This is a genomic window from Actinokineospora fastidiosa (assembly GCF_014648415.1).
Lineage (GTDB): Bacteria > Actinomycetota > Actinomycetes > Mycobacteriales > Pseudonocardiaceae > Actinokineospora > Actinokineospora fastidiosa.
Map to the genome: position 1 here is coordinate 1,273,109 of NZ_BMRB01000002.1, position 14,492 is coordinate 1,287,600.

Below are 14,492 nucleotides of genomic sequence, written 5' to 3' on the forward strand. Positions count from 1 at the left end.
GGGTCTCCTAGGGCAGCGGTGTCGGGGCGATGCGGGCGAGGGCGCCGGATTCCAGGGCCGTCCACAGCGCACCGTCCGGGCCGAGGGTGATGCCGTGGGGCTCGGAGCCGGGGGTCGGCAGGTCGTGGACGGTGATCTCGCCGTCGACGGTGATGGAGCCGACGCGGTTGCCGCCCCATTCGGTGAACCACAGGGCGCCGTCCGCGCCCGGGGTGATGGCGTGCGGGCGGCCGGCGCGGTCGGGCAGCGGGAACTCCCGCACCTGCCCGTCCGTGGTGATCCGGCCGGTCAGGCCCGCGGCGATCGCGACGAACCAGAGCGCGCCGTCCGGTCCTGCGGTGATCCCGACCGGCGCGGCGGCCGGGGTGGGCAGCGGGTGGACGGTGACCGCGCCGTCCACGGTGATCCGCCCCACGGCGTTGGCCTGGTTCATGGTGAACCACAGCGCGTCGTCGGGGCCCGCCGTGATCGCCGACGGGAACGCGCCGGGCCGCGGGAGCGGGAAGCCGGTGACCTGCCCGTCGGTGGTGAGGCGGGCGATGCGGTCGGCGGCGGTCTCGGTGAACCACAGCGCGCCGTCGGGGCCGGTCGTGATGCCGAACGGCCCGCTGCCCACGGCGAACTCCGTGACCGCGCCGTCGGTGGTGATCCGGCCGATCCGGTCCGCCCGGTACTCGGTGAACCACAGCGCGCCGTCGGGGCCGGGAGTGATGACGGTGGGCCCGCTGTCCGGGTCGAGCCGGTGGTAGGCGGGCTCGCCGCCGGGGACCAGGCGGCCGATCATTCCACTGTGGACCATCGTGAACCACAGCGCGCCGTCCGGTCCGGTGGTCACCGCGTACGGGCCGCCTCCCGCGACGGGGAACTCCTCGATCAGGGTCACTGCTGCCGCTCCAGGCTCGCCGCGATGCGCTCGATATCGGCCGGGGCGCCCGCCATGATGGTCCGGACGTGCTCGGTGATGACGTCGACGGGCCAGTCCCACCACGCGGCCCGGCGCAGCCGCTCCACGTCGGCGTCGTCGTAGCGCCGCCGGATGGGGCGGGCGGGGTTGCCGCCGACGATCGTGTAGGGCGGCACGTCGGCGGTGACGACCGCGCCCGCGGCGATGATGGCGCCGTCCCCGATCCGCACGCCGGGCATCACCGTGGCCCGGTAGCCGAACCAGACGTCGTTGCCCACCACGGTGTCGCCCCGGCTGGGCATGCCGGTGACGATGTCGAGCGTCCGCTCGGCCCACGCGCCGCCGAACATGGTGAACGGGTAGGTCGAGACGCCCATCGTGGGGTGCTCCGCGCCCGCCATCAGAAACCGCGTGCCCGAGGCGATCGCGCAGAACCTGCCGATGACCAGGCGTTCGGGCCCGTAGGCGTAGAGCACGTTGCGCTGCTCGAACGCGGTCGCGCCGTCGGGGTCGTCGTAGTAGGTGTACTCGCCGACCTCGATGGTCGGGGAGCTGATGAGCGGTTTGAGGAACACCACCCGTTCGTGCGCGGGCAGCGGGTGCTGGGTCATCGGGTCCGGTGTCAACTGTCCACTCCTGCTTCGGTCGGGACGGGGTCGAGGAAGCCGTAGCCCGCGCGGACGCGGGCGCCGTCGGTGACCAGGACGACCACGCCGATGATCACGGCAGGGCCGCCCTCCGGCGCCAGTTCCCAGGTGAGCCGCACCACGCCGTGGTGGCCGTCGGCGCTCCCGGCGGCCCGGTAGCCCAGGCCGGGGAACTGGCGCTGCGCGGTGGCGATCACCGCGTCGACGGCGGCGCGGCCCGCCGCGGTGGCGATCGGGTCGACGTGGACCGCGTCGTCAGTCCACAGCGCGTCGACGAGCGCCCGCCGCCTGGCCTGGTCGCGCTCGTTCCAGGCCGCCAGGTAGCGCCGGGCCACGTCGTCAGGGTCGGACATGGTCACCCCCTCCTCGTGTCTCGATCACACGCTAGGGCCGGGGGCGGGACGCGGAATCCGTCACGCCCCGGTACTTCGGTCCGGGCGCGACCGTCCGGTTAAGTACTGTCGGGCCGTGTTGCGCGGTCGGGGTGCGGAGATATCGGTCATCGACGGGCTGCTGGCGGACTGCCGGGCGGGCCGCAGCGGGTGCCTGCTCGTCACCGGGGAGCCGGGCATCGGCAAGACCGCGCTGCTGGAGCACGCGGCGGCGGCCGCGGCGGGGCTGCGGGTCGTGCGCAGCACCGGCGTCGAGTCCGAGGCGCACCTGCCGTTCGCCGGACTGCACCTGCTGCTGCGCGGGGCCATGGACCACGTCTACGCCCTGCCCGCCCCGCAGGCGCGCGCCCTGCGCGGGGCCTTCGGCCTCGCCCCGGCCGAGCCGGGCGACCGGATGCTGGTCGGCCTCGCCGTCCTCTCGCTGCTCGCCGAGTACGCCGACGGCGAGCCCGTGCTGTGCCTGGTCGACGACGCGCAGTGGCTCGACCGCGCCTCGACCGAGGCCCTGCTGTTCGCCGCGCGGCGGCTCGACGCCGAGGGCGTTGGGCTGGTCATCGCCGCCCGGACCGACTTCGCCGCGCCCGGGCTCGCCCACCTGGCGCTGACCGGGCTCGACGCGCCCGCCGCCGCCGCGGTGCTGGCCGACCACGCCGCCGCGCTGAGCCCCGCCGACCGGTACCGGGTGCTCGCCGAGGCCCAGGGCAACCCGCTGGCCCTGCTGGAGCTGCCCGCCGCCATCGCCGAGGGCGGGCCGGTCGCCGCGGGCGCGGCGCTGCCGATGACCGACGCGGTCCAGGCGGCGTTCCTCGACCAGGCGCGGCGGCTGCCCGAGTCGACGCTGCGCCTGCTGCTCGTCGCCGCCGCCGAGGACACCGGGGACCGCGCGGTCCTGCTGCGCGCCGCCGAGCCGCTGGGCTGCCTGCCGACGGACCTGGTGCCCGCCGAGGCCGCTGGCCTGATCCGGGTGGACACCCACACCGTGCGCTTCCGCCACCCGCTCGTGCGGTCGGCGGTGTACCGGGCCGCGCCGGTCAGCCTGCGCATCGTGGTGCACACCGCGCTCGCCGACGCGCTCGACCGGCCCGACGACGCCGACCGGCGCGCCTGGCACCGGGCCGCGGTGACCAGCGGCCCCGACGAGCGGGTGGCCGCCGAGCTGGAGGACACCGCCCAGCGGGCCGCCACGCGCAGCGGGTACGCCGCCGCGACCGCGGCCTACGAGCGCGCCGCCCGGCTGTCCTCGTCCGCTGCGGATCGCGCCCGCAGGCTCGTGCTGGCCGCGGAGGCGGCCGCCGAGGAGGGGGACATCGACCGCATGGCCGACCTCGCCGCGTCCGCGCGCCCGGACGACCCCGCCCTGGCGGTCCGCGCCATCCGGGTGCGCGCCGCGGCGGCGTTCCACCACGGCTCGCTGCGCACGGCCAGCGGGCTGCTCACCGAGGCGGCGGCGCTCACCCCGGACCCGGCGGAGGCGGCCCGCGTCCTGCTCGACGCCGTGCACGCCGCCTGGTACCTCGGGGAGCGCGAGACCGCCGAGACCGCGGACCTGCTGGACGCCCTGCCGCTGCCGCCCGAGGACCCGCTGACCCCCGTCGCCCACCTGCTGACCTGGGCGGTGCGCTCCGCGATCGGCCGGGGCGACCGGGACCCGCTGACCCGCGCCGAGCGGGTCGACGCCGCGCGCCGCACCGGGTACGGCGGCCCGCACGACACGATCCTGGTCGCCGCGACCAGCCTGCAGGTCGCGGGCCAGGACGCCGAGGCGCGCCGAGTGGCGGGCGCGCTCCTGGCGCAGTGCCGGGAGAACGGGTGGATCGGCCGCACGCCGCCGGTGCTGGCCTGCCTCGCCCGGGCGTCGGTGTTCCTCGGCAGGCACCCCGACGCCGCCGACGAGGCGGGCGAGGCGCTGCGGATCGCGCGCGAACTGGGGCACCGGCAGTGGATCGCCGAGACCAGCGGCGTGCTGGCGTACCTGGCCGCGGTCTCCGGCGACGAGCGGGACTGCCACGCCTTCGCCGACGACGCGCTCGCCGCGCCGGAGCCGGACGCGCCGCCGCCCGGCCTGTCCTGGGCGCAGTGGGCGCTGGCCCTGCTCGACCTCGGCAACGCCCGGTGGGAGTCGGCCCTGTCCCGGTTGGCCGCCCTGCACAGCGGGCCCGTGCGCCACCAGCTGCCCGGCGCGCGGAGCGTTCCCGACCTCGTGGAGGCGGCGGCGCGGCTGGGCAGGCCGGAGGACGCCCGCGCGCCGCTCGTCCTGCTCGAGGACTGGGCGCGGCAGGCGGGCCAGCCGTGGATCGACGCGCACGTGCGGCGCTGTCGCGCGCTGCTCGCGCCGGAGGAGGACGCCGAGGGGCTGTACCAGGCCGCGCTGGGGCTGCATCCCGACGACCGGCAGTTCGAGCGCGCGCGGACCGCGCTGCTGTACGGCGAATGGCTGCGCCGGGCGCGCCGCAGGTCCGAGGCCAGAACTCAGCTGCGCGCGGCGTTCGAGGCCTTCCGCAGGCTCGGCGCCGTCCCGTGGGCGCGACGGGCCCGCGCCGAACTCGACGCGACCGGCGAGGCCGTGCCCGTCGCCGCCGAGGGTCCGCTGGCCGCCCTCACCCCGCAGGAGCGCACGATCGTCCGGCTCGCCGCCCGCGGACTGTCCAATCGGGACATCGCGGCGCAGCTGTTCCTCAGCCCGAGGACCGTCGGCTACCACCTCTACAAGGCCTATCCGAAGCTCGGCGTCACGGCGCGGACGGAACTCGGCGCCCTTGCCGAAAGTGAGGGACTTTCCGCCGATTCCCGGCTTGATCGGGTGCGCTAGGCTGGTCGCACCGTCGCCGACACCGGGGGCATCGTGACGAGTATCTACTTAGGACAAGGGCCGAACCCGGTGGAGCCCGACCTCGTCGAGCTCGCGCTCGGCCTGGTCGCGTTCCTGGTGTTGCTGGCCATCTTCACGAAGGTCGTGGCGCCCCGCTTCGAGCGCCTGTACGGCGAGCGGACCGCGCGGATCGAGGGCGGGATCGCCGACGCCGAGGCGGCGCGGGCCAAGGCCGCGCAGGCCCTGGCGGAGTACCGCGCACAGGTGAGCGCCGCTCGCGCCGAGGCATCGGCGATCCGCGACACGGCCCGCGCCGAGGCCGAGGCCGCCCAGGCGCGGGTGAACGCCGAGGCCCAGGACCGCGTCCAGCGCCTGATCGACCGCGGCGAGACCGACCTGGCCGCCCAGCGGGAGCGCGTGCTGGCCGACCTGCGCCCGGAACTGGGCCGCCTCGCCCTCGACCTGGCCACCCGCGTCATCGGCGAGCCCCCTGCGCAGCACATCGTGGACCGCGTTCTGACCGACTCCGACGCGGGCCGGACACCGCCCCCGCTTCCCCGCTGAACGGCGCCACAGAGGGGCCGTTTCCGGTTGGCTGGCACCCGGCCACGCTGGTCGAGGCGGCGGGTTACGCGGCCGCTCCGCCGAATCCGCCTGCCTCGCCACCGAGGAGGAGGGCCGCTCCGCGCTGCGGCACCCCGCTCGCTCGCCCATGGCGAGGGTGACCAGCACAACCGCGCCAGCGGGGGCGAGCCGACACAGCACACCTCACTCGCACGGCGAGAGCAAGCAGCACAACCGCGCTGGAGTGGGCGAGCTGCAAAGCGACGGTAAGCACAACCGCGTCGGTGCCCGCGAGTTGTGGCACCACCTCACTCGCACATGGCGACGGTGAGCAGGACAACTGCGTCGGTGCGGGCGAGGACTCCGTGCCTGCGGGGTGGGACGGGGGCCAGGTGACCCTCGGCCAGTTCCCAGCTCTCGTCCTGGGTGTGCAGCCGGACCTGCCCGCTCAGGACGTGCAGGGTCGCCGCCGGGGGCGCGTTGTGCTCGGCGAGTTCGGCGCCCTCGGTGAGCGCGATCAGGGTCGCCCGCTGCACCTGGTTGGACACCAGCGTCTTGGCGGCCCGGTGCGCGGGGGCGCGGCGGGCCTCGTCCAGCAGGGCCGCTGCCAGTTCGGTCACGGGTGCCACATCGGGGTGGTCGGTCACGCAACACGCTCCCATCCGCACGGGGTATCACGGCTGCGCTTGACGATATAGCCCCGGGCGGCATCGGGCTGGGTGGCGGGAAACCGCCGGGCGGCAGCGGTAACGACAAGATCGTCTTCGCCGACTGGGTGTACGGCGGTCCCGCAGGTCCGCCGTCGCCGATCCTCCGGAGAAACCCATGCCCACGCTTCGCCGCGGTATGCGCGTCCAGCGCCAGGGAGTCAACGCGCAGTGCTCGGTCGGCCCGTTCCTCACCGGCGCGGACGGCATCTACTTCCTCACCGTCCAGCACGGGCTGAACCACCCCGCGCGCACCCGGGTCGTGGAGGCCAGCCTGAACGGCTTCGACTACACCCCCATCGGCGCCTACATCACCGGCGTGCAGGACGAGGCCGTCGACTGGGCGATCGTGAAGGTGGACCCGGGCATCACCATCGACCGCGCGGTGCCGGTGGGCGAGACCGCGCGGAAGTTCCCCAGCACGGCGAAGGACGCCAAGCTGACCGGTGTCGCCTACAACTACCAGCAGGGCGGGTACGCCCTGTTCGAGTCGACGGAGTTCGCCCAGCGCGACCTCGACGGCCCGGTGGAGAACAGCCCGACCGTGCGCAAGCAGTTCGTCTGCCGCAACACCGGCGGCCACCTCGCCGACGTGGGCGACTCCGGCAGCGCGGTGTACGACCAGTTGGGCGCGCTCGTCGGCATGGAGTGGGCCGTCGAGCGGGACGACTCGCAAGGGCTGCGCCTGTTCTACGTGCAGCCCATCCTGACCGTCGCGGTGTCGCTCATCGGCAGGCTGTGGGAGCTGGAGACCCAGCACGCCGACTCCGCAGACTGGACGGCCGCCAGGCCGCTGGCCCAGCACCTCGGCGCGGACCCGGCCAGGGTCCGCGACCGCGACGCCCTGGTCCGGTACACGCTCAGCCTGTTCAGCTAGTCCGTATTACTCCCTAAAATTACCCATCAAGCGTCACAGTGGGGAATGTTAGGGTAGTGATATGACCAAACAGCTCTACTCCGCGGAGGAGGTGGCCGCGCAGCTCGGACTGCATGTCCGCACGGTGCGCGGCTACATCCGCGACGAGCGACTGCGGGCGGTCCGGATCGGGAAGCAGTACCGCGTCACCCGCGAGGACCTCGAGGCGTTCCTCGGCGCGCCGGTCGCGGACCCGCCCGAGGTCGGCCGCCACCGGCACGTCGACGTGTCGACCGTCGTCGGGATCGACGCGGTGAGCCCGGAGACTGCCCACCGCGTCAGCACCCTGCTCACGGCGATGCGCGGCGAGCCGGGCGACCAGCCGGTCCGGGTGTCGACGGCCTACGACGAGGAGCGCGGCCGGATGAAGGTCGTCGTCATCGCCGGGCTGGCCGACACCCGCGCGGTCCTGGAGTACCTGCAGGCGGTGCTGGACTCATGATCTACAAGACCGAGTCGGGCGGGCGGGAGATCCGGCGCCGCTACGACCAGGCCATCGCCGGGTGGCCGGTCCCCGCCGAGCACCTGCGCGTGCCGACCCGCGAGGGCGAGACGTTCGTGCTCGTCTGCGGGCCCGAGGACGCCCCGCCCCTCGTGCTGCTGCACGGGTCGGGCTCGAACGCGGCCATGTGGCTGGGCGACGTCGCGGCCTGGTCGCGGCACTTCCGGGTGCACGCGGTCGACCTGATCGGCGAGCCCGGCCGCTCCGCGCCGTCGCGCCCGCCGCTGGACTCCGACGCGTACGCGCTGTGGCTGGACGACGTCTTCAACCACCTCGGACTCGACCGGGTCGCCGTCGTCGGGGCGTCCCTCGGCGGCTGGCTGGCGCTGGACTACACGATCCGGCGGCCGGACCGGGTCGGGCGGCTCGCCCTGCTGTGCCCGGGCGGGATCGGCCGCCAGAAGGTCGGGTTCCTCCTCAAGGTCCTGGTCTACAAGCCGTTCGGCCGGTGGGGCCTCATGCGCTCGATCAGGGCGGTCGCGGGCGTCGACCCGATGGCCCTGCCCGAGGTGGCCGACTACCTCGCGCTGACGTTCGCCCACTTCCTGCCCCGCCGCGACCGGCTGCCCGTCTTCCCCGACGACGCCCTCCGGCGGCTGGACATGCCGGTGCGGGTGATCGTCGGCGCCCGCGACGCGATGTTCGACTCCCAGGACACGGCGGATCGCGTGCGCAGGGCGGTGCCGCACGCGAGCGTGACCGTGCTGCCCGAGGTCGCGCACGCGATCGTCGGCCAGACCCAGCCGATCCTGGACTTCCTGCTTGATGGTCCCCCGCGGTGAGGAGGATGTGCCGATGACGACGTGGCGGGGCACCGCGACGCTGCGGCCGGGACGGCTCACCTACACGGGCCTGATCGGCGCCGCCCACCGGCACCGGCATGCGGCGGTCCAGGTCGTGCAGGGCCTGGGCGAACCGCTGACCGTCCGCGACGAGTCGGGCGCCGGTGTCCGGGTGCGGGCCGCGATCATCCCGTCGGGCGCGGTGCACGAGATCGCGGGTTCCTCCGACGGCGTGCTGACCTGGGTCGACGCGGAGAGCACGCTCGGCAGGGCACTGACCCGCCGCGTCCGGGACACCGGGCTCCCCCACACCTCCGCCGAGGCGTGGGCAGCGGCGCTGGCGAAGGGGGCGGACGGCCCCGCCGAGGCGTGGACGGCGCTGGAGCGGGTGGACAGTCCCGCCGACACTTGGGCGGCTGCGGAGCGGGTGGACGACTCCGTCGAGGCGCGAGCGGCGGTGAGTGATCCCACCGCCACTTGGGCGGCCGCGAAGCGGGTGGACGACTCCGTCGAGGCGCGGCCGGCGGTGGGTGACCCCGTCGACACGTGGGCGGCAGTGATGTCGGTGGGTGATCCCGGCGAGGTCGGTCCGGTGAGCCCGGTTCTGCGCGACGCGCTCGCGGTGGTGCCCGCGCTGCTCGACGGTCCGGTCCGGCTGGACGACGTCGCGGCGGCGGTCGGGATCTCGGGGTCGCGGCTGGGGCATCTCTTCAGCGAGCGGGTCGGGCTGCCGTTCCGCGCCTACGTGCGGTGGGCGCGTCTGCGGCGCGCGATCGAGCACGCCCGGCTCGGCGGGACGATCACCGAGGCGGCCCACGCCGCGGGTTTCGCCGACGGCGCCCACCTGACCCGGGTCTGCCGCGAGATGTTCGGCCTCGCCCCCTCGCATCTCGTGGCGGGGGTGACGATCTCAGCGGGTTCGTTCAAGCCCTGAGCGCGGTCGCGACGGCATCGTCCTGCCCATGCGCACACTCATCCGGTACGGCTATGTGCCGTTCATGCTCCTGGGCGTCAACGGAGCGGGGATCGCGGTCATCGCGGGCGGCGGGTCCAAGGTCTGGCTGCTCGGGCTGCTGCTGGTCGCGATCGCCTGCTCCTTCGCCGCCGAGCGCGTCCTGCCCTACCGCGCGGAGTGGAACACCTCGCACGGGGACGACCGGCGCGACGTCGTCCACGCGGCGGTGAACGAGACCCTGACCCTGGCGAGCGTCGCCGTCCTGCCGGTGCTCACCGCGGTCGCGTCGGTCGAGGGGATGTGGCCGGGGCACTGGCCGTTCGCCCTGCAGGTGTTCGCGGCCGTGCTCGTCGCCGATCTGGGCATCACGCTGGTCCACCTGGCCAGCCACAAGCTGCCCGCGCTGTGGCGGCTGCACGCGGTCCACCACAGCGTCCGGCGGTCGTACGGCTTCAACGGCCTGATGAAGCACCCCGTCCACCAGACCCTGGAGACGGCGGCGGGCGTCGCCCCGCTGGTCGTGCTCGGGCTGCCGGTCGACGTCGCCTCCGCGCTGGCGCTGTGCGTCGCCGTGCAGCTGCTCCTCCAGCATTCCAATGTGGACTACCGGGTGGGGCCGCTGCTGGCGGTGGTCGCCCTCAACCAGGCGCACCGGTTCCACCACCTCAGGTGGGCGGGGTCGGCGACGTCAACTTCGGGCTGTTCACCCTGCTCTGGGACCACCTGCTCGGCACGTACTCCTACGACCCCGGCCGCCGCTTCACCAGCGACGACCTCGGCATGGCCGCCGAGCCCGACTATCCGGACGGCTACCTCGCCCAGCTCGTCAAGCCGTTCCGCTAGAAAGGAACTCCGCGATGGCGGCGGCGACGAGCCCGGGGTGCTCGTCGTGGACCCAGTGGCCGCCGGGGAACACCCGCAGCGTGGTCCCCGGTCGCCGGGCGGCCATGTCCCGCGCCATGGGCGTCGGGAGGAGGAAGCTGTCCGCGCCGTGCACGAGGAGCGCGGGGCAGGTGGCGGCCAGCCAGTCCGGCCACCAGTCCCCCACCAGCGCCCGCTGCGACGCCATCATGTCCTCGGCGTCGAACAGCAGCCCCCAGCCGTCGCGGTGTTCGACCGCGCTCTCCAGGAAGTACCCGGCATCGGGGATCCCGTGCGCCTCGATGCCCGCCCGCAACGCCGCCAACGTCGGCGCCCGCCGCGGCCACCCGCTGACGTCCAACACCGGCCGCGGGACTTCCGGCGGCTGGTTGCGAACGGGACTGTCGATCACCACGAGCGCGGTCACCAGCCCGGGATACCGGGCCGCCGCGCGGAAGGCGACGATGCCGCCCATGGAGTGCCCCACCACGGGCATCGGGCCGAGTTCGGCGAGCACGGCCCCGACGTCGTCCCGGTAGTCGTCCGGCGACACCGGCCCCCGGTCACTACGCCCGTGCGCCCGCTGTTCGAGCGCGATCACCCGATGACGCCCGTCCAGTTCGCCTGCGATCGCCGCCCACATCCGGGCCCGCCCGAAATGCCCGTGCAACGCGAGAACGGGCGGCCCGTCACCGCCGAAGTCGACCACCTGCAACGTCCGGCCCCGAACCAGCATCGGGGAGAGCTCAGCCATCACACCACCTCAACACTCGGCCGATCACCTTCCGGCGCGATCGCGAGGACCGCGCGGAGCCCGTCGGTGAACTCCCGGACCGCCGTGCGGTCGATGTCCTCGAATCGGCAGGTCACGTCCTCGGCCATGGCCAGGACGGCCGCGAGATGCGGCGTGAGGGAGATGGAGAGCGTGTCACCTTCGAGGCGAGCCCGGAGCACGCCGCCGTACTCGGTGGCGCCGGTGTCGGTCATGACGCAGTACCGGTCCTCGCCGTTGGCGATGTCCTGGTCGTCGAACGCGAGCAGGGACGCCTGGAACAGCAGGCACCGTCCCGTGCCGTCGGCGTTCTCCGCCAGGCCCGCGGTCAGGACCCCGTACTCGTCATGATCGAGGGCCGCCGACCGGATGATCATCTCCATTCGGTCATCCCACCACACGCCGTCTGCGGTCCCGCGGGGTCGCGCTCGTGGGGTTCGGCGGGTGGCCGCAGACTGGGGGTATGGGTGCGACGGTGTGGGTTGTGGCGGGGGCGCCGGGGGCCGGGAAGAGCACGGTGGCGGAGGTGCTGCTCGACGTCCTCAAGCCTGTGCCCGCCCTGTTGGACAAGGACACCGTGTACGGGGACTTCGTGGCCGCCACCCTCGCCGCGGCGGGGCGGGACGGTGGGGAGCGTGAAGGGGCCTGGTACGACCAGCACATCAAGGTCCACGAGTACGCCGGGCTCACCAGGCTCGCGCGCGAGATCAGCGGGCACGGGTGCCCGGTGCTGCTGTCGGGGCCGTTCACCGCGCAGATCCGGGAGCCCGCCCGGTGGGACGGCTGGGTGCGCGAGCTGGGCGGCGACGTCCGGCTGGTGTGGGTCCGCTCGGACGCCGCCACCCTCCACGAGCGGCTGCGGCGGCGGGGATCGCCGCGGGACACCGGGAAGCTCGCCGACTTCGCCGCCTTCGTCGCCCGGATGCGGCCGGACGACCCGCCGCCCGTCCCGCACCTGGAGATCGACAACCGCACGGGCGCCCCGCCGATCCGGACTCAGGTGCGCACCGCGATGTCCGAATAGCTCAGCTGCTCGCTGCGATGTCCGGGTGGCGCATCCACAGGTTCGTCTCCCGGTACACCCCGTGGTCGCGTTCGCGGTCGATCTCGACCAGGTCGAGCGCGCCCGGCACCACGTAGTGGCCGGACTGGGGGAACGCCATGGCCGCCCAGTCCTCCCACTCCCCGACCGTGCCGGTCACGACCATCGAGTTCGGCGCGGGGGCCAGGATCTCGGCGCCCAGGCGCTGGTGGGTGCGGATCCACGGGTCCAGGTGCAGGCCGTCCGCCCGCGTCCAGCGGTGGAAGTCGGCCATCGGGGTCAAGGGGTACCTCGCCTTCAGCGTCGGGCGCACCGGCACGATCACCCTGGTCAGGCCCGCGTCCGCCGCCCGCTCCCGCAGCGCGGTCAGCATCACGCCCGCCAGGCCGCCGCGGGCGCGGTCCGGGCGGACCGTGGCCGACATGAGGCACACCGTGTCCGGTGCGACGCCGCTCTCGTGCTCGGTGACCGCGGCGACGAGGGCGCCGTCGTAGCCGTCGGGCAGCGTGGAGACGACGCCGTCCCAGCGCAGCGCCACCGCGACCGCCAGGGCCAGCACCTCGCCGTCCTCCACGAGCATGACGTCGTAGCGGGCGAAGTACTCCCCCACGGCCTGCCGGTGGGTGGTGGAGACCGCGTCGTGCAGCACGAACGCGGGCCATTCGCCGCGGAGCGCCGCCACGGCCGCCTTCTTCAGGTCCGGTCGCTCCCCCGCGGTGATGATCTCGCGCACGGCCGCAGCCTAACGCCTGCACCGTCTCCGCGACGCGGGTCAGCCGCTGCTGTCCCGCTGGTACACCGCGACGGCGCGAGCGGTGAGCCCGTCAGCGCATCCACAATGGACCCGCATCCGCGGGAAGCACCCCGAGTCGGCGTGTGACGAAAACCGGGTGCCCGCCCGCGCCGGGGTGGGTTACCGTGGTGGACGTGATGCAGCAACTGCTGTTCCTCTGAGGGACGACGCCTCCCCCGGCACCGCGCGAGCGCGGCGCCGGTTCTCGTCCTCTCCGCGCATCACGTCACTGGAGGCAGTTCCCTCATGTCATCCCCTCTTTCGCCTGCCGTCGTGCGGGCAGCGCACGTCCGCGTGTCCGGCGTGCACCTCTCCTTCGGCGGGCGGCCCGTCCTCGCCGGGGTCGACCTCGTCGCCGCCGCGGGTGAGCGGGTCGCCGTCGTCGGCGAGAACGGCCGCGGCAAGACCACGCTGCTGCGGGTGCTCGCGGGCCAGGCGCCCGTCGACCGGGGCGAGGTGCGCCGGGCGGGCTCGCTCGGCGTCGCCGACCAGCAGCTCCCGCTCGGCCCGGCGGACACCGTCGGCGCGCTGATCGACCTCGAACTGGCAGCGGCGCGCGGCGCGCTCGCCCGCCTGGAGCAGGCCACCGCCGCGCTGGCCGACGGCCGTCCGGGAGCCGACGACGCCTACGCCGCCGCCCTGGCGGAGGCCGAGGCGCTGGACGCCTGGGACGCCGACCGGCGCGTCGAGGTCTCGCTGGCCGCGCTGAGCGCCGTCGCCGAGCGGGACCGCCCGCTCGGCACGCTCTCGGTCGGGCAGCGCCACCGGGTGCGGCTGGCCTGCCTGCTCGGCGCGAACCACGCCGTGCTGCTGCTCGACGAGCCGACCAACCACCTCGACGCGGACGGCCTCGACCACCTCACCGAGCGGCTGCGCGCCCATCCGGGCGTGGTCGTGCTGGTCAGCCACGACCGGGCGCTGCTCGCCGACGTGGCCACCTCGGTGATCGACCTCGACCCGTCCAGCGACGGGAGGCCGAGGGTGTACGGCGGCGGGTACGCCGCCTACGTCGAGGCCCGCCGGGCCGAACGCGCCCGCTGGGAGGCGCTGCACGCCGAGCAGGTCGCCGAGCGGCAGCGGCTGGCCGACGACCTGTCGGCCGCGCGGAACCGGCTGCGCGACAGCTGGCGGCCGGGCAAGGGCCACGGCAAGCACACCCGCGCCACCCGCGCTCCCGCGCTGGTCCGGGCCGTGCACCGACGGCAGGAGGACCTGGCCGCGCACGTGGTGGCCGTGCCGACCCCGCCGAGCCGGTTCGCCATGCCCGAGCTGCCCGAGCACCGCGGCTCGACCCTGCTGCGCGCCGAGGGCCTCACCGTGGCGGGCAGGCTCGCCCGCCCGGTCGACCTCGCGCTGGACTCCGGGGACCGGCTGGTGGTCACCGGGCCCAACGGCGCGGGCAAGTCGACGCTGCTCGCGGTGCTGGCGGGCGCCCTGGCGCCGACCACGGGCACGGTCTCCCGCGCCCGCCCGGCGCGCGTCGACTGGCTGGGGCAGGAGTCCGAGCCGCCGGACCGGCGCACGGCGGTGGAACTGCACGGCGATCACCGCGCGAGCGACCTGGGCCTGCTGGACGGGCACGACACGCACCGGCCGGTGGCCGAGCTGTCGGTCGGCGCCCGCAGGCGGCTGGACCTGGCCTCGGTGCTCGCGGACCGCCCGCACGTGCTGCTGCTCGACGAGCCGACCAACCACCTGTCGGCCGCGCTCGTCGACGAGCTGACCGCCGCGCTCGCGGGCACCCCGGCCGCGGTCGTGATCGCCACGCATGACCGGCAACTGCTGCGGGACACCGCTTCCTGGCCGCGCCTGGCACTCTGAGCCGCCCGCTCGGGCACCATGGGAC

The 14,492-nt window shown here is 74.7% G+C and carries 16 protein-coding genes and 1 pseudogene; 10 read left to right on the plus strand and 7 right to left on the minus strand.

What is annotated here, in order from left to right:
• Window positions 1–7 precede the first annotated feature (7 nt).
• The 3 genes from IEY98_RS15815 to IEY98_RS15825 are packed head-to-tail and all read right to left on the minus strand — an operon-like array spanning window position 8 to window position 1,904.
• Window positions 8–883, minus strand: coding sequence for a Vgb family protein (locus IEY98_RS15815; protein WP_189211183.1), 876 nt, complete (start codon window positions 881–883; stop codon window positions 8–10).
• Entirely contained in the window at window positions 880–1,515 is a 636-nt protein-coding gene (locus IEY98_RS15820) for a CatB-related O-acetyltransferase (protein WP_373292396.1), read from the minus strand. Before IEY98_RS15820 ends, IEY98_RS15815 begins: the two co-directional genes overlap by 4 nt.
• 11 nt (window positions 1,516–1,526) lie before the next feature.
• A complete protein-coding gene (locus tag IEY98_RS15825) occupies window positions 1,527–1,904 on the minus strand; it encodes a nuclear transport factor 2 family protein (protein WP_189211185.1) in 378 nt (125 codons plus the stop codon).
• 115 nt (window positions 1,905–2,019) lie between these two features.
• Between IEY98_RS15825 and IEY98_RS15830 the strand changes: the two genes are divergently transcribed.
• Together IEY98_RS15830 and atpF are read left to right on the plus strand one after the other, a co-directional pair.
• Window positions 2,020–4,752: a helix-turn-helix transcriptional regulator gene (locus IEY98_RS15830; protein ID WP_229786943.1), complete on the plus strand. Its 2,733-nt coding sequence runs from the start codon at window positions 2,020–2,022 to the stop codon at window positions 4,750–4,752.
• Between the two features lie 33 nt (window positions 4,753–4,785).
• Window positions 4,786–5,316 (plus strand): F0F1 ATP synthase subunit B, encoded by a 531-nt coding sequence (gene atpF / locus IEY98_RS15835; RefSeq protein WP_229786944.1) that lies wholly within the window; start codon window positions 4,786–4,788, stop codon window positions 5,314–5,316.
• Window positions 5,317–5,624: 308 nt separating this feature from the next.
• Here the strand turns inward: atpF and IEY98_RS15840 are convergent, their stop codons facing one another.
• Window positions 5,625–5,936: a cupin domain-containing protein gene (locus tag IEY98_RS15840; RefSeq protein WP_308425890.1), complete on the minus strand. Its 312-nt coding sequence runs from the start codon at window positions 5,934–5,936 to the stop codon at window positions 5,625–5,627.
• 205 nt (window positions 5,937–6,141) lie between these two features.
• On the opposite strand from IEY98_RS15840, the gene IEY98_RS15845 reads away from it, so the two are divergent.
• The 6 genes and pseudogenes from IEY98_RS15845 to IEY98_RS32645 all read left to right on the plus strand — a co-directional run bounded on the left by IEY98_RS15845 (window position 6,142) and on the right by IEY98_RS32645 (window position 10,021).
• Window positions 6,142–6,900 carry a trypsin-like serine protease gene (locus IEY98_RS15845; protein WP_189211188.1) on the plus strand — a complete coding sequence of 253 codons (759 nt, stop codon included), beginning with the start codon at window positions 6,142–6,144 and terminating at the stop codon, window positions 6,898–6,900.
• 61 nt (window positions 6,901–6,961) lie between these two features.
• A complete protein-coding gene (locus tag IEY98_RS15850) occupies window positions 6,962–7,381 on the plus strand; it encodes a helix-turn-helix domain-containing protein (RefSeq protein WP_189211189.1) in 420 nt (139 codons plus the stop codon).
• Window positions 7,378–8,223 carry an alpha/beta fold hydrolase gene (locus IEY98_RS15855; RefSeq protein ID WP_189211190.1) on the plus strand — a complete coding sequence of 282 codons (846 nt, stop codon included), beginning with the start codon at window positions 7,378–7,380 and terminating at the stop codon, window positions 8,221–8,223. Before IEY98_RS15850 ends, IEY98_RS15855 begins: the two co-directional genes overlap by 4 nt.
• 13 nt (window positions 8,224–8,236) lie before the next feature.
• Window positions 8,237–9,157: a helix-turn-helix transcriptional regulator gene (locus IEY98_RS32635; protein ID WP_229786945.1), complete on the plus strand. Its 921-nt coding sequence runs from the start codon at window positions 8,237–8,239 to the stop codon at window positions 9,155–9,157.
• Between the two features lie 319 nt (window positions 9,158–9,476).
• Window positions 9,477–9,791, plus strand: a pseudogene (locus tag IEY98_RS32640) (sterol desaturase family protein); the annotation flags it as partial.
• A gap of 56 nt (window positions 9,792–9,847) precedes the next feature.
• Window positions 9,848–10,021 carry a hypothetical protein gene (locus IEY98_RS32645; protein WP_229786946.1) on the plus strand — a complete coding sequence of 58 codons (174 nt, stop codon included), beginning with the start codon at window positions 9,848–9,850 and terminating at the stop codon, window positions 10,019–10,021.
• Here IEY98_RS32645 and IEY98_RS15870 read toward each other — a convergent pair.
• Both IEY98_RS15870 and IEY98_RS15875 read right to left on the minus strand, forming a co-directional pair.
• Entirely contained in the window at window positions 10,005–10,793 is a 789-nt protein-coding gene (locus tag IEY98_RS15870; protein ID WP_189211191.1) for an alpha/beta fold hydrolase, read from the minus strand. The two genes, IEY98_RS32645 and IEY98_RS15870, sit on opposite strands and share 17 nt — an antisense overlap.
• A complete protein-coding gene (locus IEY98_RS15875) occupies window positions 10,793–11,194 on the minus strand; it encodes an Imm10 family immunity protein (protein ID WP_189211192.1) in 402 nt (133 codons plus the stop codon). Before IEY98_RS15875 ends, IEY98_RS15870 begins: the two co-directional genes overlap by 1 nt.
• Window positions 11,195–11,274: 80 nt before the next feature.
• On the opposite strand from IEY98_RS15875, the gene IEY98_RS15880 reads away from it, so the two are divergent.
• Window positions 11,275–11,835, plus strand: coding sequence for a P-loop nucleotide/nucleoside kinase family protein (locus tag IEY98_RS15880; protein ID WP_189211193.1), 561 nt, complete (start codon window positions 11,275–11,277; stop codon window positions 11,833–11,835).
• A gap of 1 nt (window position 11,836) precedes the next feature.
• Here IEY98_RS15880 and IEY98_RS15885 read toward each other — a convergent pair whose 3' ends face one another.
• Window positions 11,837–12,586, minus strand: a complete 750-nt coding sequence (locus IEY98_RS15885; RefSeq protein ID WP_189211194.1) for a hypothetical protein — start codon at window positions 12,584–12,586, stop codon at window positions 11,837–11,839.
• A gap of 306 nt (window positions 12,587–12,892) precedes the next feature.
• Here IEY98_RS15885 and IEY98_RS15890 point away from each other — a divergent pair, with 306 nt between their 5' ends.
• Window positions 12,893–14,467 carry an ABC-F family ATP-binding cassette domain-containing protein gene (locus tag IEY98_RS15890; RefSeq protein WP_189211195.1) on the plus strand — a complete coding sequence of 525 codons (1,575 nt, stop codon included), beginning with the start codon at window positions 12,893–12,895 and terminating at the stop codon, window positions 14,465–14,467.
• The last annotated feature ends 25 nt before the right edge of the window (window positions 14,468–14,492 follow it).

Bases quoted from the DNA above. Each gene is read 5' to 3' on its own strand.
- IEY98_RS15880 (WP_189211193.1), top strand. From the start codon at position 11,275: ATGGGTGCGACGGTGTGGGTTGTGGCGGGGGCGCCGGGGGCCGGGAAG.
- IEY98_RS15845 (WP_189211188.1), top strand. From the start codon at position 6,142: ATGCCCACGCTTCGCCGCGGTATGCGCGTCCAGCGCCAGGGAGTCAAC.
- IEY98_RS15825 (WP_189211185.1), bottom strand. From the start codon at position 1,904: ATGTCCGACCCTGACGACGTGGCCCGGCGCTACCTGGCGGCCTGGAAC.
- IEY98_RS15875 (WP_189211192.1), bottom strand. From the start codon at position 11,194: ATGGAGATGATCATCCGGTCGGCGGCCCTCGATCATGACGAGTACGGG.
- IEY98_RS15870 (WP_189211191.1), bottom strand. From the start codon at position 10,793: ATGGCTGAGCTCTCCCCGATGCTGGTTCGGGGCCGGACGTTGCAGGTG.
- IEY98_RS15855 (WP_189211190.1), top strand. From the start codon at position 7,378: ATGATCTACAAGACCGAGTCGGGCGGGCGGGAGATCCGGCGCCGCTAC.
- IEY98_RS15850 (WP_189211189.1), top strand. From the start codon at position 6,962: ATGACCAAACAGCTCTACTCCGCGGAGGAGGTGGCCGCGCAGCTCGGA.
- IEY98_RS15890 (WP_189211195.1), top strand. From the start codon at position 12,893: ATGTCATCCCCTCTTTCGCCTGCCGTCGTGCGGGCAGCGCACGTCCGC.
- IEY98_RS15820 (WP_373292396.1), bottom strand. From the start codon at position 1,515: ATGACCCAGCACCCGCTGCCCGCGCACGAACGGGTGGTGTTCCTCAAA.
- IEY98_RS32635 (WP_229786945.1), top strand. From the start codon at position 8,237: ATGACGACGTGGCGGGGCACCGCGACGCTGCGGCCGGGACGGCTCACC.